The 23116-nt window shown below is 34.3% G+C and carries 15 protein-coding genes; 4 read left to right on the forward strand and 11 right to left on the reverse strand.

Going from position 1 to position 23116, the window contains the following annotated elements:
- Window positions 1–53 precede the first annotated feature (53 nt).
- From HNQ90_RS02220 to HNQ90_RS02235, 4 genes are all read right to left on the reverse strand, one after another.
- On the reverse strand, window positions 54–911 hold the full coding sequence (locus HNQ90_RS02220; protein WP_144115018.1) for an OmpA/MotB family protein: 858 nt from the start codon (window positions 909–911) through the stop codon (window positions 54–56).
- A gap of 188 nt (window positions 912–1099) precedes the next feature.
- Entirely contained in the window at window positions 1100–1381 is a 282-nt protein-coding gene (gene ppnP / locus HNQ90_RS02225) for a pyrimidine/purine nucleoside phosphorylase (protein ID WP_144115019.1), read from the reverse strand.
- Window positions 1382–1480: 99 nt separating this feature from the next.
- Window positions 1481–3784, reverse strand: a complete 2304-nt coding sequence (locus HNQ90_RS02230) for an inorganic phosphate transporter (RefSeq protein ID WP_144115562.1) — start codon at window positions 3782–3784, stop codon at window positions 1481–1483.
- A 71-nt stretch (window positions 3785–3855) separates the two neighbouring features.
- Window positions 3856–5049, reverse strand: coding sequence for a porin (locus HNQ90_RS02235; RefSeq protein ID WP_144115020.1), 1194 nt, complete (start codon window positions 5047–5049; stop codon window positions 3856–3858).
- Between the two features lie 392 nt (window positions 5050–5441).
- Between HNQ90_RS02235 and HNQ90_RS02240 the strand changes: the two genes are divergently transcribed.
- Window positions 5442–5756 (forward strand): toxin-antitoxin system YwqK family antitoxin, encoded by a 315-nt coding sequence (locus HNQ90_RS02240; protein WP_144115021.1) that lies wholly within the window; start codon window positions 5442–5444, stop codon window positions 5754–5756.
- 73 nt (window positions 5757–5829) lie between these two features.
- On the opposite strand, the gene HNQ90_RS02245 is transcribed toward HNQ90_RS02240, so the two are convergent.
- The 3 genes from HNQ90_RS02245 to HNQ90_RS02255 form a co-directional block, all read right to left on the reverse strand.
- Complete coding sequence (locus HNQ90_RS02245; protein ID WP_144115022.1) at window positions 5830–7836, reverse strand: hypothetical protein; 2007 nt, start codon at window positions 7834–7836, stop codon at window positions 5830–5832.
- A 253-nt stretch (window positions 7837–8089) separates the two neighbouring features.
- Window positions 8090–10828 (reverse strand): TonB-dependent receptor, encoded by a 2739-nt coding sequence (locus HNQ90_RS02250; RefSeq protein WP_144115023.1) that lies wholly within the window; start codon window positions 10826–10828, stop codon window positions 8090–8092.
- Window positions 10829–11108: 280 nt separating this feature from the next.
- Window positions 11109–11486 carry a carboxypeptidase-like regulatory domain-containing protein gene (locus HNQ90_RS02255; protein ID WP_144115024.1) on the reverse strand — a complete coding sequence of 126 codons (378 nt, stop codon included), beginning with the start codon at window positions 11484–11486 and terminating at the stop codon, window positions 11109–11111.
- 164 nt (window positions 11487–11650) lie between these two features.
- Here HNQ90_RS02255 and dgt point away from each other — a divergent pair, with 164 nt between their 5' ends.
- Complete coding sequence (gene dgt, locus HNQ90_RS02260; protein ID WP_144115025.1) at window positions 11651–12991, forward strand: dGTP triphosphohydrolase; 1341 nt, start codon at window positions 11651–11653, stop codon at window positions 12989–12991.
- A 281-nt stretch (window positions 12992–13272) separates the two neighbouring features.
- Complete coding sequence (locus tag HNQ90_RS02265; protein WP_144115026.1) at window positions 13273–14859, forward strand: T9SS type A sorting domain-containing protein; 1587 nt, start codon at window positions 13273–13275, stop codon at window positions 14857–14859.
- A 178-nt stretch (window positions 14860–15037) separates the two neighbouring features.
- Here HNQ90_RS02265 and HNQ90_RS02270 read toward each other — a convergent pair whose 3' ends face one another.
- Together HNQ90_RS02270 and dxs are read right to left on the reverse strand one after the other, a co-directional pair.
- Window positions 15038–18274 carry a ligand-binding sensor domain-containing protein gene (locus HNQ90_RS02270; RefSeq protein ID WP_144115027.1) on the reverse strand — a complete coding sequence of 1079 codons (3237 nt, stop codon included), beginning with the start codon at window positions 18272–18274 and terminating at the stop codon, window positions 15038–15040.
- Window positions 18275–18535: 261 nt separating this feature from the next.
- Window positions 18536–20290, reverse strand: a complete 1755-nt coding sequence (gene dxs, locus HNQ90_RS02275; protein ID WP_144115028.1) for a 1-deoxy-D-xylulose-5-phosphate synthase — start codon at window positions 20288–20290, stop codon at window positions 18536–18538.
- 39 nt (window positions 20291–20329) lie between these two features.
- On the opposite strand from dxs, the gene HNQ90_RS02280 reads away from it, so the two are divergent.
- A complete protein-coding gene (locus tag HNQ90_RS02280) occupies window positions 20330–20779 on the forward strand; it encodes a nucleoside deaminase (RefSeq protein ID WP_144115029.1) in 450 nt (149 codons plus the stop codon).
- Between the two features lie 265 nt (window positions 20780–21044).
- On the opposite strand, the gene HNQ90_RS02285 is transcribed toward HNQ90_RS02280, so the two are convergent.
- Window positions 21045–21281 (reverse strand): hypothetical protein, encoded by a 237-nt coding sequence (locus HNQ90_RS02285; RefSeq protein WP_144115030.1) that lies wholly within the window; start codon window positions 21279–21281, stop codon window positions 21045–21047.
- Between the two features lie 8 nt (window positions 21282–21289).
- Window positions 21290–23077, reverse strand: a complete 1788-nt coding sequence (locus tag HNQ90_RS02290; RefSeq protein ID WP_144115031.1) for a chloride channel protein — start codon at window positions 23075–23077, stop codon at window positions 21290–21292.
- Window positions 23078–23116: the final 39 nt, after the last annotated feature.

Here is a 23116-nt window from a genome sequence, read left to right on the forward strand (position 1 = left end):
AAAAAGCACCTCAATTGAGGTGCTTTTTTTATGTTTATATAAGTTGATGTAACTTAATCTAAAATATTATTTTCTGCTAAACCTTCGTTGTTATCAGCCATTAAAGCGAAAAACTTATCAATGTTTGGAAGAATGATAATACGTGTTCTTCTGTTTTTTGATCTGTTTTCAGACGAATCATTAGCGGCAACAGGTTGGTAACTACTTCTACCAGCTGCAATTAATTTTTCGGGAGCTACGTTGTATTTTTCTTGTAGTTTACGAACCACAGATGTCGATCTTAAAACACTTAAATCCCAGTTATCGGCAATGTGTCCTGTTTTTATAGTTCTAGCGTCTGTGTGGCCTTCAACCATAACATCTAAACTAGGTTCAGAGTTTATAACATCGGCTAATTTTTGCAACACCGTATCGGCTTTAGAGCTTAATCTGTAACTTCCAGAGTTAAATAACATATTATCTGCAATAGAAATCATAACTACAGTTTCATTAATATTTACTGCAAAGTCTTCATCTTCACTCATGTTACTTTCGTTAATAGTTTTTTGAAGATTATGTGCTACAGCCAAATTCATTGAATCTTTTAGCGTTTTAGCTTGACTTAGTTTATTAGCATCAACATGTTTAAGTGTTTCGCGCATTTTAGACTTAGTAGCATTGGACATTACAACATTACCAACAACATCTAGTTTGGTGTCGTTTTCTTGCTTTAAAGTGGCTAATTTGGTATTGTAAGCATCTACACGAGATTGAATTTTATCAAACTTAGCTTCTAAGTCTTCCTTAGCTACAATAGTTTTAAGTAATTCACTTTTTATTTCGCCATTTTCTTGCTCTAGGGCTAAGTATTTCTTTTTTGAAACACAAGAAAAAGTGAGGGCAATTAATAATACAATTGAAATTTTCTTCATAATAATAAACTTTTAAGTTACTCTATTTACGTTGAAGAGTTGTTTTTAGACGTTAACGTGTAGTTTGTTTTTTTATTTGTTTGAATAGCGTAGTTGTAAGTAGTTTATAGCTAGTGTTATAGGTGGCAAAACAAAAAAAGCACACTTATTAAGTGTGCTTTAAACTATGTATTTAAATTGTTTTGGGCTTATTTATATTGGCATAAGTAAGCGGTCTGGTTTGCTACCTTTACTTGAAATTTCTGGTTGGCTTCAATTTGATATGAACTACCTGCTTTGTATGTAGACCAATCTGTTTCGCCTGGTAATTTAACCATCATTTCACCTTCTACAACAATCATTGTCTCGTGTGTTGAGGTTCCAAATTCATACTCACCAGGTTCCATAACGCCTACTGTAGAATTTCCAGTTTCAGATTTGTAACCTAAAGATTTTACTTGGCCGTCAAAATATTCGTTTGCAGAAATCATATGCTTAATTTAATTTGATTATAAAATAATTGGAATGCTAATTTAATAGAAAAGCACCTTATTATAAAGGTGCTTTTATACTAAAATTATGAAATTATTTTATTCTTCTTCAGGACTAGCAATAGTTGCCGGTTTAATAGAAGCATCATGCGAATTATGATATTCTTCTAAAAGGTTCATAGTCGCTGTTAGTAAATCTTTAGTTTCTAAAAGTACACCAAAGTATAATGTTGTATTTTTTGGACTAGATTCTTCAGTACGCGTACGCTCTACTTGTTTTTGGATTTTTTCAGAAAGTATATTTAATACCTCTTCTTTTCTATCTAAAATTCCTGCTATTTCAGCAAAAGCATTAGAATCGAACACCGCTTTGGTATCATTAAATAAACATTCTAGAGCCGCATCAACTTCTTTTAATTCTTTAATTTGATTAAATTTAAGTTTCTTGTGGTTATTGTTTACGTGTTTATAACTCACCTTAGAGATGTACTCTAAAGACTGTGTCATATCTTGTAAATACCCTAAAATATTAATGTAGAAATTACTAGCGCCAACACTAGATTCGTCTAGGTTTTTGATAAAGTAGAAAATGTTATCTCTTAATTCATCAACTTCTAACGAAAGTTTATCAATTTGTTTTTTATTCTTTTTAAGCGATAATAAATCTTGTTTAGCAAGACCGTTTATGGCGTTAGTATAAATCTTATTACCACGTTTAACAACGTTAGCAACATTATTAGCACTTTCATATATTACACCTTGTACAGAACTACTTTCTGCTTTAATTAGGCTGTCTTCTGCTTTTACTTCTTTAGATTTTTTAGTGTGCAGCATAGAACTTCTAATTAATAATATAAGGGCAGCTACAAGTAGCACTGGAAACATTACTGTTAAGTTTAAATTTAACAAGTAAGCCACTAAAGCCGCTGCTGTAAATGCGCTAAATGCAGTAAAAAACCAACCACCAATAACGTTTATAACACCTGCAACTCTATATACAGCACTTTCTGCACCCCAAGCACGATCGGCTAATGATGAACCCATGGCTACCATAAATGTAACATAAGTTGTAGATAAAGGCAGTTTGTATGATGTAGCAATAGAAATTAAAACAGCAGCAACCATTAGGTTTACAGCAGCTCTAACTAAATCGAAAGCTGGTAATTCATACGCTTTATCCTTTGGCATTTTTATAACAGGTTTTTCAAATTGTTTATCAATTTTTTCCTGAACAGATTGTGGTAATAAATATGATGATACTTGAGACATTACCATCGCTGTTCTTACAAAACCACGAGATAAAAAGTTAGGTTGAAAACGTTCTTTAGTTTCGCCTTGACTAGATAAATCTAAAGATGTTTTTACAACTCCTTTTGCTTTAGTAGAAAACCAAAGGGTTAAAACCATAATCATACCAGCCATAAATAATAACCAGTTGTTTGTTGGTACTTTTTCTGCTAAAACATCCATTGGGAATTCGTGTGCAGGAATTCCAGAAGCAGACCATTCTAAAAATGCATTATAAGCTGCAACAGGTACTCCAATAAAATTCACTAAATCGTTACCAGCAAAGGCTAATGCTAGTGCAAACGTTCCTACTATAATAATAAGTTTATATATGTTAGTTTTTGCAAAGGCTATTAAGCTATATGATAATAAAGACCAGAACGTAAAACTAACAAGAACAATAGGTAAAACGTTTGTTTCAAGAAAATGAGACATGGTGTTTCCTCCAAGAATATCGTAAGATTCTTTTGCATAAGAAGTTCCTTTTAAACCCTTCATGAAAATAAAATACGTAATGGCTGTTAAAGCAAACCCACCAAATAAAGCGCCAACCCAATGTGCTTTCTTTTCGAAGTTGTATGATAATAAAACCCTAGAAAACCATTGTACTAATGCTCCAATGGAGAATGCGACGACCACCGAGAGTAGTATACCGAATATAATTTGTGAAGCTTTTGATGTGTTTATGTAATTGATAACATCGCCAAAACTACCACCATCATGACCTATTTTAATTAACGCTATGGCAACGGCAGCACCTAACAATTCGAAAACAATAGATACTGTTGTAGATGTTGGCATACCTACCGAGTTGAAAAAATCGAGTAGGAGGATATCCGTTATCATAACCGCCATGAAAATAATCATGATCTCATCGAACATAAATTCGCTCGGGTTAAAAATACCTTTTCGTGCTACTTCCATCATACCGCTAGAAAACACAGCACCAACTGCAACACCGGCACTTGCCACTATCATTACAGTTTTAAAAGAAATAGCTTTAGAACCGATGGCGGAATTTAAAAAGTTTACCGCATCGTTACTAACACCAACAACCAAATCCGCAATTGCTAAAATGGCTAAGGCAATAATCATATATAAATAAATATTATCCATAGGGTTTATTTGTAAAATGTGTGCAAATATCATCGTTTTAAATAATTGTTATGTTACGTGAATGTTATCAATTAGAAGTGGATATCCATTTGAAGCCTGAACATTAGCTCGTTATCGCTACCATGAATATTGGTGTAACTTATATCGCTTTGTACTTTAAGTTTGTGCCCCGCTATATATTTTGAGAGGCCTAATGTATACATGTCATCAGAATTGCTATTTGAAACAGCATCCATATTAATGTCCGTATATCGGCCTGTAATTTCCCAGTTTGAAGGGAATAGATATCCCGTTACTAAGTTTAAACCGTTTCCAACTTGTACAGCATCTCCGGTCTCTGTACCATCTGTGTTTTTTGCAATGGGATTGTCTGCAGTTCTATCTACATATTCAAACATAAAGGAATAGCCTTTGTATTTAAACATACCGTCAACAAAAACGGTGTTCACATTAGTTTTATGAAAATCAGTTCCGCCATCAATAAACATATAAGACCCTCTGTTACTTCGCGTTCTAACAGCGTCATTATTGATTTCGTAACTTGCACCTACCGATAATTTAGGTTTTTGTTCTCGTTTTAAATCTGAACCTCGGTAATCGCCTTTGCTGCTAAAATTCCCGAAAGGTAAAAACTCTAATCTTCCAACATATTGGTAACCACCTAAGTTAATTCCGGTAACGTTTCTGCCTTCACCTTGAGACACTGAAAGTGTTTCGTTAATAAGGAATTTATCTGTAACATTAAAATGATGTTTTAGCATGGCTCCAATATCTCTATCAATATTAAAGCGGCTATTTAATCGAGATCTATCAACAAGTTGTAAATCGCCAGAAGATATAACACGTTCTCTGTTACCAGGAAGTTTGCCTTGACCTACCCATAATTCGAAATTTTCGTGAAAATTCCACATGATACGAGCATCCATAATATATCTAGGAGAATTGCTAGTAAAAGCTGAAGCGCCAGACATATCTCTATTCGATAAACCAAGTTCAAATTTATATTTTAATTTAGGAGAGAATGCAAAACCGTCAAATTTTAGTCTAGATCGTCTTACCAAAAAGTTTGATTCATTAGGTCCATTTTCATTCCAGGTAGAAGTACCAAGTAATTGGAACCTAAAACCTACTTTCATGGTCCAAGAGCTATCTTGACCTACAAGATTAAAAAGGCCTTTTCCGAATTTGCCAGAATTAACTTCTTGCGCATTTAAAGAAGTTAATGCAAACAGAAATACCCAAATAAGGGTAATTTTAGTTTTCATTTAGTATTAGTTTTTGTCGCTGCAAATAACTAAAACTAATGTTAACTTAATGTTTCCTAATGATTAACTTTAGAACAAAAAAAAGACTGCCTCGGCCAAAGACAGTCCATTAGAAATCATAATAATGTAGTCGACAAAAACTAATAGATTATATGAAAAACTAATTTTTTTGTCTTAAGACAATACAAATATCTAGGTTTAACATCACGTTAAGGTAACCTGTATATTAAGGAATTATTAATTTCCAATGTTAAATCTTTAATAATTGTTAACTGTTAAAACACTGTAAATGAGTTGTTTGCGAGTTTAATGTTAATTTAAGGTTAACAAGGTGTTGTGTAAATGTTAACTATTGTTTATCTTTGAGGTATAATGTTAAAACCCCCATAATTATGAAGAAGTTATTATTTGTTTTTGCCTTTTTAATTACTGTGGTATCTTTTGGACAACAAAAGAGAGACTTAAAACTTAATAAAGACACAAACTTAATTGATGTTGTTTATTATCATGACAATGGTGTTGTAAGCCAAACAGGTTCTTACACAGCAGATGGTAAACTACAAGGAGTTTGGTTAAGCTTTAACGAAGAAGGCAAAAAAACAGTTTCTGCAAATTATGATAATGGAACAAAAGTCGGCAAATGGATTTATTGGATTGACGGATCTAAAAAGGTAGTCAATTATGAAAATAATGTCGCTTCGCTATAGGTTATATAGTAAAGTGTAAAACAAAAAAAAGCATCCTATTAAGGATGCTTTTTTATTATATGTTGTTTAGCTTTTATAGGCTAGCATTTTTCCAAGTCCAAGTAGAGATGTCTACTAGCGCTCCTGTATTGTATGCATCAGTTGTTGTTGCAGCAACACCTTCGATAATTACGTTAGCTAATGGACCATCATCTTTCATGTCGATGTTAGTATCATATCCGCTTAAGTAAAGACCTGTAATGGTTGCACCAGATTGTTTTTTGAATTGTAAAGCAGTTCCACCTACAGTAGAAATAGCAGTCACATTTACAAATTTAGGGTTTCCGTTATCTTTATCACCTTCAAAAGCTGTAGAGAATCCTTCAACAGTATTTGAAATATATGTGTTTGTTACCGTTCCGTTCCATCCTTCAGTCCAATCAACAGCATCATCACTATTGTTTTCTAAGTAGATGTTAGTTACAGATACAGTACCACCAAAGAACTCAATTCCATCGTCATCTCCATTAATTACAGAGATGTTTTCTAGAGTTGTTCCTGTACCTACAGCGTATAACGAAACACCATTGTATTGAGACTCCGAGTTAATTTGAGCACCAGTTCCTTTAAGAACTAAGTATGTTACAGAACCAGAGTTATCAGCATCATTAGTTCCACCGTAAATAAATCCACCAACTTCGGCAGTTGCATCAACACCAGCGGTAGTTGTTGCATTACCACATATTGTTAAACCTCCCCAATCTCCAGGACTTGCAGATGCAGAAGAAATAACAACAGGGTTAGTAGCAGTACCTTGAATATCTATTTCGCCACCTTGTAATACAGCAATGTAAACTCCTGTTCCGCCATCTCTAGCAGTAATTTTTGTTCCAGCAGGAATTGTTAATTTTCCACCATCTTGTACAATGTAAGATGAGTTAAGAACATAAGATAGAGAAGCGTTTAAAGTAACATCGCCTGTAACAGCACCTTGAAGTAAAGTACTTTCAAAAGAAATATTTGTATCTACCCATGGAAAGTCTTGAGCGGTTGTATTTGCTACAACTGTAGTGTTAAGTGTGTAAAAATATTCTGAATTAGCTGCTTGCTCTTCTTCTGAAGCAAGGGCAACAGGAGAATAACCATCTACAAAAGTTACATTTGTTACTGCGCCACCATCTTTCATGTCTAAATCAACATCATAACCAACTAAAGAAAGACCATCAATAGTACCACCAGAAGTTTTCTTGAATTGTAATGCAGTACCACCAACTGTAGAAACAGCTGTAATGTTATTAAATTTAGGGTTTCCGTTATCTTTATCGCCTTCAAAAACTGTAGAGAAACCAGCAACTGTGTTAGAAATGTAAGCATTAGTAATGCTACCGTTCCAACCTTCAGTCCAGTCAATAGAATCATCACTATTGTTTTCTAAGTATAGGTTACTTACTTCAACAGAACCACCAAAAAACTCAACACCATCATCATCACCATTAATAACAGCAATGTTATCTACTAATGTTCCAGATCCAACAGCGTAAAAAGAAACACCATTGTATTGAGATTCTGAGTTAATTTGAGCACCAGTACCAGAAATTTGTAAATATCTAATAATACCTGAACTATCAGAATCATCAGTCCCACCGTAAATAAATCCACCAACTTCGGCAGTTGCATCAACGCCAGCAGTAGTTGTTGCTTTACCACATAATGTTAATCCGCCCCAATCGCCAGGGTTACCATCTGCAGAAGACATAATAACAGGGTTTCCAGCAGATCCGTTAATGTTTATTGTTCCTCCCATTAATGTTGCGATGTAAACATCTGTTCCACCGTTATCAGCAAGAATTTTTGTTCCAGCAGGAATGTTTAATGTTGCGCCATCGTCGATAATAAATTGTCCAGTTAAATTATAGGTAGTAGTTGAAGACAGCGTATAATCTTCAGTTAAGGTACCTTTTAAAATACCAGCATCTAGGTTCTCTATAACTGCTGTTGTACCACCAGTTATAGGTGCTGGATCGTCAGAATCACAACTCGTTAAAGTAATAGCACCAAAGGCCATTGAGATGCTAAGTAGTTTTACAAATAAATTTTTCATTTCTATTTTTAATTTTGGTTTATTATGTATGTTTATTCTGCAAATTAAGCGGATTTATGTTGCTTACTGTTTAATTAAATATTAAGCATAAGTTACCTTTAGCACCTTAAATAAGCCTTCATGTTAAGCGAGTGTTAATAGCTAATTATCACTTAAGATTAGTGTATAAATGAACAAACCTCAATACATAGTATTGAGGTTTGTTTTGAGATTTTAAACCTTTTAAGCGGTTTAGATATAGTCTTGATTATAATTAAAAATCGTATTTTAAACTTAAGTTTAATTGTGCTCCTTTTTTATAAGAAAGAACCACTTCGTCAGTTTCAACACCGGTATTAATGTTTCTTACTAATTGTGTTTGTTGAATGTCTGGGTTAAGTAAGTTTCTACCAACTAATTTAATTTGTAATTTTTCAGTTAGCATTTTACTTACAACGAAATCTAGAGTGAAAAATCCTTTCTCAATTATTTCATCATTATAAAGTACAGCACTGTTACTAAAATCTTCTGGCGATCCTAAAGCGAATACCTTATCTGAAGAGTAGTTTCCTGTTAACGTAGCATTAAACTCTTTTTCAGTTTTACTATTGTAGCTTAAAGAACTGTTTAAGATTAAATCTGAAGCACCTTGTAAATCTGATTCTGTGATGCCTTTGTATTGAAAACCTTCTAATAAATCTTGATTAAACCACATTTTAGTAATGTTGGTATTAAAATCTAAAAGACTTTCTTCGTCTTCATTTTTAAGAAGTTCAATTCTTGTTTCAAATTCGAAACCAAAAATATTAGCATTATTTCCTGTGTTCGCATATTCAAATATTCCTGAAGATCCTCTAGTTTGTGCTAAGTTAATTGGGTTTTTAATGTCTTTATAAAATGCTGTTGCAGAAATTAATTGTCCTTTTGAAGGGAAAAATTCATATTTTAAATCGACATTAAATACATCCGATTTTTCTAAATTTGGATCACCTCTAGTAACACGTCCTGTTGGCGATACATATTCAAAAGGTGCTAATTCTTTAAACTCTGGTAAAGTTTGTGTTAAACTAGAAGCAAAACGAACGGCATGCTTATCGTTTAATTCGTATTTTAAGTTTAAACTAGGGTATAATTCAGTGTATTCTTTTTTAATAGAACCAATACGGCCAACAAAGTTAGCAACATCCCAAAGTACATTAATTTCATCGCGCTCAAAACGTACACCGGCGTTACCAGAAAGTTTTTGTCCTAAATGGAAATCTAAATTAGCATAACCTGAAATAGCATTTAAATCGGCATCGTATCTATCGGCTTCTCTTTCTCTTAAAACTAAGCCGTTTTCGAAATTTTCTGTAGTAAATGTTTCAGAAAATTGATCGACAGATGGTACTTGAAAATCTCTCGCTCTAACTCCAATAAACAAAGAACTAAATACTCTGTCTTTTTGACGGAAATTTGCTCCGAAGTTTAATTTAAATGGGTGGTTATCATCTTCATCTAACGTTCCAAAAGAAATGGCGTCGTTAATATAGGCGTTGTATTCTGTATCCTCAATTTTCTGGTTAGACTTTCTTTGTTGAAAATCTCCAACGTGAGCATATTGCACGGTGTTTTCATCTAAAATATTAGCTTCATTTCTAACTCTGTTAGGTTCTTGCGCTAATACATAGTTATACCCAGCAGCCCAAGTTAATTTGTTGTTTTCTTTAATTTGGTGAGAACCTTCAATTTGGTTTACTAATAAAATAGTTTGTTTAAAGTTTTGGTCTCTAACAAAAGCACCATCTTCTTGTGGATCCTGATCAAAAACATAACCTTCAGCATTTCTACCTTGCTCGTAAACATTATCATTACTTGTGTTAACAGATAAGCTGCTAATTTTAAGTCTGTGGTTATCACTTAATTTTAATCCTAAATTAACATAACCTGTTGTATTTGTTTTAGTAGTAAACGATTCGGTATCTGTAAACTCGTTATCTAAGATATTCGATCTGTAACTTCTAAAAAGACCTTCTTGGTATTCTGAAGATTTAGAGTGAGAACCCGCAACAAATACTTTAAGTTCTTTTCCAAATACCTCAAATTTTTGGCCACCAGAAAGTGAAATTCCATAGTTACCAGTGCTTTTTTGTTTAAGTGGATCCCAACCTTGTCTTGTAACTAAATCTACAAGTGCATATTCTTTTTTATGGAAACCTAAAGTGGCATCTTCTGTAGCAACACTTCTTTTAAAACCACCATCTATACCAAATACATTAGTGTTGTAACCAGAGCTTAAACTAACAGATGCTCCTTTTTTAGAATAGCCTTTTGAAGTAATATCTACATTACCCGAAGTTTGATCTGCATAGCTAGATGTCGCGTATGTTTTGCTAATTCCAACATTTTCAATAATGTTAGTTGAAAACAAGTTAAGGTTAATGTTTTTGTTGTTTACATCATCAGAAGGTATTGGTAAACCGTTCATGGTTGTAGATAAGTATCTATCACCTAAACCTCTAATATAAATATCTCCAGAGCCTTCACTTTTAGAAACTCCTGCAATTTTAGTAGTTGCAACAGCAGCATCAGAAACACCAATTTTAGATAAACGTTCTGCTCCAATACTTTCTTTAATTACAACCGCTTTTTTCTGCTCAAATAAAAGGGCAGACTCACTTTCTCTTCGTGTTGTAGTGGTAATAACAACCTCGTCTAAAGAGGCAGCACTTGCACTCATTACCACATTAAGTTCTAATTCTTTTCCAGCAACTACAGTAACAGGTATTTCTTGAGTTTGATACCCAACAAAACTTACTATTAGTATATAGTCTTTGGCTTCTAAATTGTTTAAGGTGTAAAACCCATCAAAGTCCGATGTTGTACCTGTAGTGGTTCCTTTTACAATAACATTAGCAAATGCTAACGGTTCATTGTTGTATTCTTTATCTGTTAATTTACCTTTAATAGAGCCTGTTTGGGCATAAGAAAATACAGTTGTTAACAGCGTAAGTACTAGTAATAGTTTTTTCATTGTAATAATCTATTTTTGTCGCTGCAAAGAAACCAACGTTTTAAAAACTTAACGTTACCTACGGATTAAATAACTGTAATAAAAGTGTTAGTTAAATGTTAATTGAAACCCTATATTTCTTTTAATAGTTTACAATGAGTTAACATAAAAAAGCGTGTTAGGAAAGTAATAAACAGTTTTACTCTATTTTAAAACATTTAATTGAGGTATAAAAAAAGCAGCTTTCATTTACATGAAAGCTGCTTTATATATAATGTCTTTATTAACTAAGTAATACTAATTAGTTGTTGCTGGCCGATGCACTATTATCTGCGCTAGCCATGGTAGCCATTAAATCTTCTAAAGATAATGTGCTAGGTTCTAGTATTACCTTCACTAGTGCAGCATCTGATGCTATCGTGATTTTTGTTTCTTTAGTGTTATAACCAACAAAGCTACTTACTAAGGTGTATTCGCCATTTTCTAGGTTATCGAACTTAAAAAAGCCTTTATCATCCGATAAAACTTGAGCTCCAGTTTCCTTTAAAACCACTTTAGCAAGTATTAAAGGCTCGTTATTAGATTCAAAATCTAATAAGTTACCATGTATAGCACCTGTATCTTGACCAAAAGATAGTGCCGAAATAAAAAATAAAGTGATGTAAATTATGTGTTTCATAATGGTTATAATATCCACTGCAAAAATACACCCCTTTACAAGTTTAGTATGTTACCAAATCATTAAACGTAAATGATTAAAAGGTTACCCTAATGTTAAGTAATTTACCAACTTATTAAGTCAACAATTTATTATCTTGCCACAAGTTAATTGAATACAATATTATGAACTGGGAGCAACTTTTATCCTTAAAACGCTTTGGCGACACAAGTAAACGTATACGTAAAGAACAAGACGAAACCCGTTTGGGCTTCGAGGTAGATTACGACCGTGTTATTTTCTCATCGGAGTTTAGGAGTTTACAAGATAAAACGCAAGTTATCCCATTATCTGAAACCGATTTTGTACACACGCGCTTAACGCACAGTTTAGAGGTTAGCGTAGTGGGTCGATCGTTAGGCAGACGCGTAGGGCAAAAGTTATTAGAAAAGCATCCGCATTTACAAAGCTCACTTGGGTATCAAGCCAACGATTTTGGAGCTATAGTAGCAGCTGCAGCATTGGCTCACGATATTGGAAATCCACCTTTTGGACATTCTGGAGAAAAGGCTATTGGCGAGTTTTTTAAAACAGGCGAGGGTAAAACATTTAAATCTGAATTAACCGATAAGGAATATCAAGATTTATGCGATTTTGAGGGTAATGCTAACGGATTTAAAATCTTAACCGAAGATAGAGCAGGTCGTCTTGGTGGACTCCGCTTAAGCTACGCCACACTTGGGGCATTTATGAAATATCCAAAAGAGTCGTTACCAAAAAGGCCAACAAAACATATAGCCGATAAAAAATATGGCTTTTTCCAAAGTGAAAAAGAAGCCTTTCTAGATGTTGTAAAGGAACTCGGGTTAACTAAACGAAATGAAACCGATTTAAGCTACGCCAGACATCCATTAACCTATTTGGTAGAAGCTGCAGATGATATTTGCTACACCATTATCGATTTTGAAGATGGTATTAACCTCGGTCTCATTCAAGAAGAATTTGCCCTAGAATATCTTTCTAAAATAATTAGGCACACCATTAGGCCCGAAAACTATTATGCCCTTTCTACCAAGGAAGATCGTGTAGGTTATTTGCGTGCCCTTGCCATTGGTTCGCTTATTAACGAGGCTGTCGATATTTTTATGGCCAACGAAGATGCCATTTTAAACGGAAATTTCGATTGCGCATTGCTCGATAAAAGTAAATACGATGCACAAATAAAAGATATTATTAAAATAAGTGTTGATAATATCTATCAATCTACCGAGGTTGTCGATAAAGAAATTGCGGGTTATGGCGTAATAAACACACTATTAAAAACTTATACCAAGGCCGTAAACAACTGTTTTAATAACTCTGGTTCCAATTACGATAAGCTTATTTTAAAAGGCTTGCCAAAAAACATAAAAGTTGAGGATTCCAGTTTATACAACCGTTTATCAAGCGTATGTTATTATGTGTCTTTACTGTCCGATAGTAAAGCTATTTTAGATTACAAGAAGATAAAGGGGATTAGTTTTTAAATTTATGATTCCTAATTTTTTATAGAATTACTGGAAAAGTTTATGTGTTATTCTTATCGGCATTCGTTTAGAAATAACGTTGTAGGAGCTAAAATAGAACAGCTTTTACTATTTAAATTATGCTGGTTTTTATAAAAATAAAACTACTATAGCGTTATCTAGAAACAAGTCATGCTAAGTTAAATTAATTCGTATATTTACAATTGTAATAATACACTATCTCCCTATGGTTTATTAATTATTGAATAGCAAAGTACTAATCATTAATATAATAAATCATTATGATCAATTCTACTTTCAAACCATGTACTCTTATTTATTCTCAAATTAGTTGTTATTCTAAAGCACTATTTCTATTTATTTTTTTAAGTGCTACTTTGGTGGCCGCTCAAACACACACTTTTACTAGTTTTAATGTAGGTACGGTTACCAGCGGAACAACAGGTACATCCGTCGCATTACCAACTGCAGGCGTTACTGGAAATTATTTAATTTACGAAATATCTGCCGACTTTGCAGGAACAGGCTCAGGAACTACTGCTTGGTCAGAAGAAATTCAAATGGAATTGAATGATGGTGGTACTGTTATATTTTCAGAAGTTTCCAAGTCAACATCAGGATTTATGAGTAACGATAGCCCAACAACTTTATATTGGACCGGAATATTAAACAAGGCATATGTAGGCGGCGATAATTTAACAATACGCTTTTTCAGTTCGTTTAATGATGCGTTGGGGCCATACACCTCTAATATAACCAATGTAAATGTTAATATTACAGAAGCAAACCCTTATGCTATTGCAAGTTTCGATGTAGGTACTGTTACTAGTGGAACAGCAGGTACGTCTGTTCCGGTAACTACAACAGGAATTACAGGTAATTATTTAATTTACCAAATATCAGCTGATTTTGCGGGAACAGGAACCGGAACTACCGCTTGGTCAGAAGAAATTCAAATGGAATTGAATGATGGTGGTACTGTTATATTTTCAGAAGTTGCCAAGTCAACATCAGGATCAATGGGTAACGATAGCCCTACAACCTTGTTTTGGACCGGAATACTAAATAAAGAATATGTAGGTGGCGATAATTTAACAATACGCTTTTTCAGTTCGTTTAATGATGCGTTGGGACCTTACACATCCAATATAAGTAACGTAAACATAAATATTGCAGAGGCAAACCCTTACGCTTTTGCAAGTTTCGATGTAGGAACAGTTACAAGCGGAACAACAGGCACGTCTGTAGCAGTTGCTACCACAGGAGTTACGGGCGATTATTTATTGTATCAAATATCAGCCGATTTTGCAGGGACCGGATCAGGAACCACAGCTTGGTCAGAAGAAATTCAAATGGAATTGAATGATGGCGGTACTGTTATATTTAAAGAAGTTGCCAAATCGACATCAGGCTCAATGGGTAGCGATAGCCCTACAACCTTATACTGGACTGGATTTTTAAATAAAGAGTATTCAGGAGGCGACAATTTAACAATACGCTTTTTTAGTTCGTATAATGTTGATGGTCCATACACCTCAAACATATCCAATGTAAATGTCGTTTTAGCGAATTTAGATAATTCGACTTTAACTGTTAATGCTTTGGATAACAACAGTAAATTTAGTGTATATCCCGTACCGTTTGAAAACGAGTTGTTTATAGATTATTCTTTCGATTACCAAACCGATGTTGCAATTCAAGTATACGATCTTAAGGGCGCATTAGTAGAAAGTGTAGTAAACAAAAACTATACAAGTCAATCTCAAGCTAAAAGCAAATTAGATTTAACAGCATATAGAAACCAGATGTTTTTTGTAAAACTAATTACCAACAAGGGTGTTAGCGTAAAAAAAATCATGTCTAAATAAATTATTTTAAATATAAGTGTTTGGGCGCCTGCCGGCAGGCAGGTTACCACAAGGGTCGGGCTTTCACTACTCAATCCCGCCTTAGGGCGGGGATTTCAAACATGGCGTTCAATCCCTAACGCACATATCTACCAATATCTTGTTTTTATTACAGTTATTATGTTATACTAAAGGTTAATTAGTTTTTTACTTCCGGAAGACTAACAATAAACGCTGTTCCTTCACCTAATTTACTAACTATGCTAATAGAACCTTCAAGGTTTTCAACCAGTGTTTTTACAATAGCCAAACCTAAACCATGAGAACTCTCGCCCTCGGTTGGTCGTGCCGATAGTTTTTGAAACATTTTAAATGCCTTGTTTTTATCGGTATCAGACATACCAGGACCATAATCCTTAAAAGTAATAACTATAAAACCATTACTAGACTTTGTCAATAAATCAATATGGCTTCCTCGTTTCGAAAACTTAATAGCATTGGTCATTAAATTATCAAAAATACGACCCACCAATTTTTTGTCTGCATGAATTTTAAGAGGTGCTTTAGCGATATACTTTCTTAGCTTTTGCTCTTTTTTCTGTAGTCTGGTTATATAACTTTTTTCCCATTCTTCAATAAATTCAGAAAGGTCAAAATCTTCAGAATCCACTCTCGTTTCTGGGTGGTTTACGTTACTCATTATAAGTAAATCTGTAATTAAGCTATTTCCACTTTCAACAGATTCATTAATATAACCAATATATGTTTTTTGTTCTTCATCTAAATTTTCGTTGTCTTCCAGTAAATGGCTAAGGCCATAAATATTGTTTAAAGGCCCTCGCAAATCATGGGCTATAATTCCAATAATCCCATCCTTTTCTCTATGTAACTCCTCTAATTCTTTATTGTTTTCTAGCAGCTCTTTGGTTTGTTTCGATACTTCCTTTTGCAAGAAGGCTTCTCTTCTCTTTAATGCTGTTACGCGTAAATAAAAAATTGTAAAAATAGACCCAAAAAATAGGAGGACACTAAGTATTTTAAACCAAAGTGTTCCCCACCAAGGTGGTTTTATTTTTATAATTAGTGTTGTTGGTTCTTCATTCCAAACACCTTCATTGTTAGAGCCTTTTATTTTTAATACGTATTTTTTTGGATCTAAATTTGTAAAGGTAAGATCGTGTTTGTTGCCATATTCCACCCAATCATCATTAAATCCTTCTAATTTATACTGGTATCTATTAAGTGGCGAATTAGTATATTCTAAAGCTGCAAATTCAAAAGTTAAGTTGTTTTGGTCATACAGCAAGTCTATAGAGGTCAATTCAGGGAAACTTTTATCAAAAACTATAGTTTTATTATTAACCTTAATATCTGTAAAAACAACTTCTGGTATGTACGGATTAGTTTTTAAATCATTAGGGTTAAAAATTGTAAATCCCGTTGTTCCTCCTACCAATAAATAGCCATCCAACCCTTGTGCATGACCTCCCATATCTAGAATGTTATTTTCAGGAACTGTTATGTTTTTAAATTCCATATTACTTGGGTTTACTCTAGTTAACCCATTGGTGGTTGTTAGCCAAATATTACCATCAATACCCCGTAAAATGCCATAGATAACATCACTAGGTAGGCCTTCATTTATGCCGTAGTTTTCAAAATTTTCAGAAACCGGATTAAATATTGATAAGCCACTCCTGGTTCCAATCCATATTTTATTACTACTATCGCGGTATAAAGAACGAATTTTATTGCCAACAATGCAGTTTTCGCAACCTTCAGTATAATCCCATAATTTATAGGTATGGGTTTTGGTGTTTAGTAAAATCAATCCTCTGTTACTACCAATCCATACTTCTGTTTCAGAATGTTTTAATACACAGTTTACATATAGATTAAGTAAAGGTTTTTCTGCGATATTTTTTGGATATATTGTTTTAAACTCGTTAGTTACTGTGTTGTAGGAAAGTATGCCAGTTCCTATGGTACCAAGCCATAATATGCCATCTTCTGGCTCATAAATAGTTTCAATGTGACGTATTTTAGTTGCTAACGGATTATTGGCAAAATCCTTTGCCAATATAAATCGGTCTTGTTTTTGGTGATATTTATACAGTGCGCCGCCTTGTGTAGCTACCCACAAATCTTTATTTTTAGAACGGTAAATAGCTCGTATTTTTGGTTTTTTGGCATCGGCTTTATAATTAAAGTCTTTTATGTAATTTTTGAATAAATTAGATGCAGGGTTAAATCGACTTAGGCCATTGCTAGTCCCAATCCATACGGTACCGTTGGCATCTTGATGCATAGCCCTAACATCATTATTTATTAACGAATTACTATTGTTGCTGTCGTATTCCCAATGTTTAAAAATGAGGTTTTTTAAATTGAATTTATTCAATCCGTTTCCTCGTGTGGCTATCCAAATGTTTTTAGATTTGTCAACAAGTACATCTTGTACTAAATTATTGCCAATTTTATAATCGGAGTTTCCATCGGCTTTGTAAATAGAAACATGGTTTGTGCCTATTTTGTAGTGTATTAAACCATTACCATTTGTACATAGCCAAATCCCTCCATTATTATCATTATAAAGGCTCCATATATAAACGTTTTCTACTAAATTTTTATCGTTAATATCTTCTATAGGAATGTTTTCATAGGTTTCGGTTAGCGTATTTAATAATGCAATGCCATTATCTGTGGCTACATAAAGGGTGCCTTCATGGAAATCTAAATCATGTATAAAATCTGATGGTAATCGATGTTCTCCATTGTAATTTAAATGAGGTTTGGTAAATTCTCCGCTCTCAGGGTTAAAGTAATAAAGTCCATAAAATTCATCGCCTATCCAAAGGTTTCCCTTATGATCTTCTACGATACCTTTAATAGAATATTTACATGTTTCGCACGTATTAGGTTGCAACCAACTTTTAAAAGTCATGGTTGTAGGGTCCAATGAATTTAAACCGTTTTTTGTGGCCACCCAAAGTCTAGACTTGCTGTCTTGGTATATTTGATTTACAATGTTACTGCTTATGGACGTTGCATCGTTTGTGTTTTGCTCCAAACGTGTTATAACATCTGTAGTTGTATTGTAAAGGTTTAACCCACCACCACTGGTTCCAATCCATATATTTCCATTAGAGTCTTCTAATAAATTAGTTATCAAATTATCAGAAATGGTATTGGTGTTGTTAGCATCGTACTTGAATATTTTAAACTGATAACCGTCGTATCTATTTAATCCATTGTTGGTGCCTATCCAAATAAAGCCTTTTGAGTCTTGAATAATATTATTAGGATAATTGGATGAAAGCCCTTTCTCAATACCAATTTGCTCTAAGAATTTATTATTAGACTGAGCATTAAGGCTAGTAATTATTAGTGTGTAGAATATTATAGTAAAAAATATTCTACTTAAAAAATGTGCCATTTTATCAATCTATTTGTAATAAAAATAGTAAAATATTAATCAATTCTATGAGTAAACACCCTTTTTTAAAGTGGTTTCGTAGCTTTTAAGACTAATTTGTATATTTTATGTTATTGGTCGATTAAATAAATGTCTACATTTTAAAATATCCCGGATTTTCCATGAGTTAGTAATCCCTTATGTGAGTTTGTTATAATAAAACTGGTTATTAAGCGCTGAAGGAAATTAAATAATTTAAATAAAATAGTTGGGAAGCAATTGTTAGGAAAGTTCACTAAAAATCGACTTCAAGCTTTCAACATCCAAACCTACAGATTCCTGAAGTTCGGCTAAAGTACCCTGTTCCACAAAATCATCAGGAATCCCCAATGTTTTAATAGTATTTTTATAACCATTTTCAGAAGTAAACTCTAAAATAGCACTTCCAAATCCGCCTTTAATAGTATGGTCTTCAACGGTAACAACAGTCCCATAAGTTTTAAAAATGGTATGAAGCAAATTTTCATCTAAAGGTTTTACAAAACGCATATCGTAATGCGAAACATTTAAATCTTTTATGGCTTCGGAAACATTTTGCGCCATAGTGCCAATGCTTAAAACAGCAAGTTTGTTTCCTTTATTAAGGGTAACTCCTTTACCAATCTCAATTTTAGAAAATGGTTGTTTCCAATCTATAGTAACACCACGTCCTCTTGGGTATCGAATCGCAATAGGTTGCTTTAAACCTAATTGCGCAGTGTACATTATGTTACGTAACTCTATCTCGTTTTTTGGCGCAAATATGATGAGGTTCGGGATGCAACGTAAATAACTTAAATCGAAAACGCCGTGGTGTGTAGCACCATCTTCACCAACCAAACCAGCACGATCTAAACAAAAAATAACGGGTAGTTTTTGTATGGCTACATCGTGTATTATTTGATCGTAAGCACGTTGTAAAAACGTGGAGTAGATATTACAAAACGGTATTAAACCTTGTGTCGCCATTCCTGCGGCTAGAGTTACGGCATGTTGTTCGGCAATGCCAACATCGAAAGCGCGATCTGGAATTTGCTCCATCATGTATTTTAAGGAGCTTCCTGTGGGCATTGCAGGTGTAATACCTACAATGTTTTTATTTAGTTTTGCTAATTCTACAATGGTGTGTCCAAAAACATCTTGGTATTTTGGTGCTTGAATTTGGGTAGATTTAATAGGTAAGTCGCCAGTTTTAGCATCAAATTTTCCTGGAGCGTGGTACTTAACTTGGTCGGCTTCGGCTTGTTTTAAACCTTTACCTTTTGTAGTAATAATGTGCAAAAACTTTGGGCCTTTTACGGTTTTTAAACGTTCTAACTCTTTAATGACTTCATCTAAATTGTGGCCATCAATAGGTCCGGAATAGTCAAAATTTAAGGCTTCAAAAATATTATCTTGTTTTTGGGTGCCTTTTTTTACGTTTGTTAAATACATTTTTAATGCGCCAACACTTGGGTCTATGCCAATGGCGTTATCATTTAAAATAACTAACAAGTTAGCATTTGTAACGCCTGCATGATTTAAACCTTCAAAAGCCATTCCGCTAGCAATGGAAGCATCTCCAATTACTGCAATATGGTGTTTGTTATCGCCTTTTAATTGTGAGGCAATTGCCATTCCTAAGGCTGCAGATATTGAGGTAGAAGAATGCCCGACACCAAAAGTATCATATATGCTTTCTTCTCGTTTTGGGAATCCGCTAATGCCTCCAAGTTGGCGGTTGGTATGAAAATTGTCTCTTCGACCTGTTAAAATTTTATGTCCGTAGGCTTGGTGACCAACATCCCAAATAAGTTGGTCTGTTGGTGTGTTAAAAACATAATGCAAGGCTATGGTAAGTTCAACAACACCTAAACTAGCTCCTAAATGCCCTTCTTTTGTAGCGACAATATTAATGATGAATTCGCGTAGCTCTTTGGCAAGTTGAGTTAGGTCTTTTTGGTTTAAAAGACGGAGTTCTTTAGGGGTGTTAATTTGTTTTAATAGACTTTTTTGCACAACGCAAAAGTACAAGAATGAATTTGTATTTTTGCTATCATGATAGAACCTTTTGACGATACTTATTTTATGAAGAAAGCGCTACAGGAGGCTGAAGCTGCTTTTGAACAAGGTGAAATTCCTGTTGGTGCTGTAATTACTATTGATAATAGAGTAATTGCTCGCGGACATAACTTAACCGAAACATTAACGGATGTTACGGCTCATGCCGAAATGCAAGCCATAACTGCGGCCTCTAATTTTTTGGGTGGTAAATATCTTAATAAATGTACCTTGTATGTAACGTTAGAGCCTTGCCAAATGTGTGCGGGCGCGTTGTATTGGAGTCAGATTTCTAAAATAGTTTATGGTGCTAGAGATGAAGCTCGTGGTTGCATTAATTTAAATACCAAGTTGCATCCTAAAACTGAAATTTCTGGGGGTGTATTGGCTGAGGAGGCTTCGGCGCTTATGAAACGATTTTTTGTTGAGAAACGGAATTTGAATTAGAATATAAATTTACACCTCCCTTAAGGAAACTGTTGCCTTAAAAAAAACGAATACTTGTTATAATTATTTAGCGCATGAGTTTCCCCTCTAATAAGAGGGGATTAAGGGGTGTGTTGTTTTAGGATGCTAAATACATGTTAATTGTGCACTGTCTTTTGCTGACTAACCCGCGTTAGGGATTGAACGGTTTGTTTGAAATCCTTTTTGCTTTTCACAAAAAGATTGAGTAGTGAAAGCCCGACCCTTTTCGGGGAACGCCCAAATTTTAATACTTTTTATGCTTTTGGGTTTCGCGCATTTTATCAAGGTTTTCTTTGGTGAGCATGTAATCTTTCATGTTTTTATCTTTCCAGCTGTAGTAGGTGTACAATGGAAATACCACTAAAAATAAACCGGTTACGCCGAAACCTATTAGTTTTTCGGAATATTCGACATCTAGGGAGAACCCTAAAATGATACTTGTAAATGCGGCAATGGCTAGAATATAAATAATGTATCTCATGCTGAATGCTATTGGGTGAAGTTGATTAATTGTTGCCTGTACGCGGTTAGGAGTTTGGAGCGGGATATGTAGCCGTAATATTTGCCGTTTTTTACCACTGGCAAGTTCCATGCACCACTGGACTTGAATTTATCCATGATGACGTTCATGTTATCGCTTTCGTAATTTATAATGCCAGCATCGGCGTGTAATAGGCTTGCAGCGTCTACTTTGTCGTATAGTTCGGTGTCGAACATCATGTGGCGGATATCGTCTAAACGGATGACACCTAAAAATTCGTGATTGTCATTAACTACAGGGAAATGGTTTCTAGAGGATTTTGCGACTGCGTTTTTTAGTATGTCCCCTAGTTTCATTTCGGGTTTTAGGATGATAAAATTGGTTTCTACAACCTTATCGATATCTAAAACCATAAGTACATTTTTGTCTTTATCGTGAGTCATAAGCTCACCACGTTCTGCTAATTTTAAGGTATATATGGAATGAGATACGTAGTATTTTGTAATGGCAAATGAAATTGCAGAAACAATCATTAATGGTACAAAAAGCTCGTATCCTCCAGTAATTTCGGCAATAAGGAAAATAGCGGTTAGTGGCGCGTGAAGTACTCCTGCCATTAAACCCGTCATACCAATTAATGTGAAATTGGACTCGGATACGTGAAAGTCTAACCCCATATTATTGATGATTTTTGCAAACGCATTTCCTAAAACATTTCCCATTACTAAGGTTGGGATAAATACTCCACCAACGCCGCCGGCACCAAAAGTGGTGGTCATGGCAATGGCTTTAAATATACCGATGCCTAGTAGTAATGCAATAACTATCCAGATATTGGTTAAATCTAAATCGAAAGGTGTTGTGCCAATGGCTGCTAAGTGATCGCCTTTTAAAAGGTTGTTCATAATACCATAACCCTCACCATAAAGTGGTGGCACAAAATAAAGCATGGTGCCAATGGCTAAACCACCAATTATTAGTCGCACGGCTCTACTTTCAAATTGCTTAAAAAAGTTGGTTATGCCAAAAAATACTTTTGAAAAATATACGGATGCAAGACCGGTAACAACTGCTAATAGCACGTAAAATGCAATGTCGTTTATTTCAAATTTATCGGTTAATTGGAAGCGTAGTAATACATCGGTTCCTAAAAACATATAAGAAGTTACCACTGCTGAAACAGATGCTAAAAGTAAAGGTACTAGGGATGCAAATGCAATATCGAGACTGAAAATTTCTATGGCGAAAATAATGGCTGCAATGGGCGCTTTAAACATGGATGCCATAGCACCTGCGGCGGCACAACCAATAAGTAGCATGCGTGTTTTGGTGTTCATTCTAAACAAGCGTGCAGCATTAGAGCCTAACGCGGAACCTACACTTACTGCGGGACCTTGTAAACCTACCGATCCACCAAAACCAGCAGTTAATGGTGCTGTTATTAATGCAGCGTAAATATTGTATCGTGGAATGATGCCATTAAGTTTTGAAATGGCGTATAGTGTTGATGATATACCATGACCAATATGTTTTTTTAACCAAATTTGTTTTATAACATACACCAGGAACAGTCCTATCATTGGGAAAATGAAGTACAACGAGTTTTGATAATTATTAAAAAACTCTAACTTAAAAAGTAAGCGTATATAGTGCGTTAAGTTTTTAAGTGTTACCGTACCTAAACCTGCTAAGAAGCCTACGAGGATACTTAGTGCATAAATAAATTGTCGCTCTGAAATATATTTATATTTCCAGAGTAGAAATTTACGTAGTGGTTTTTTTGTTAGTGATGGCATGATATAAAACTAATAAAAAATCCTGCAAAGCGCAGGATT

Origin of the sequence: Algibacter amylolyticus (assembly GCF_014202225.1) — a bacterium.
Lineage (GTDB): Bacteria > Bacteroidota > Bacteroidia > Flavobacteriales > Flavobacteriaceae > Algibacter_B > Algibacter_B amylolyticus.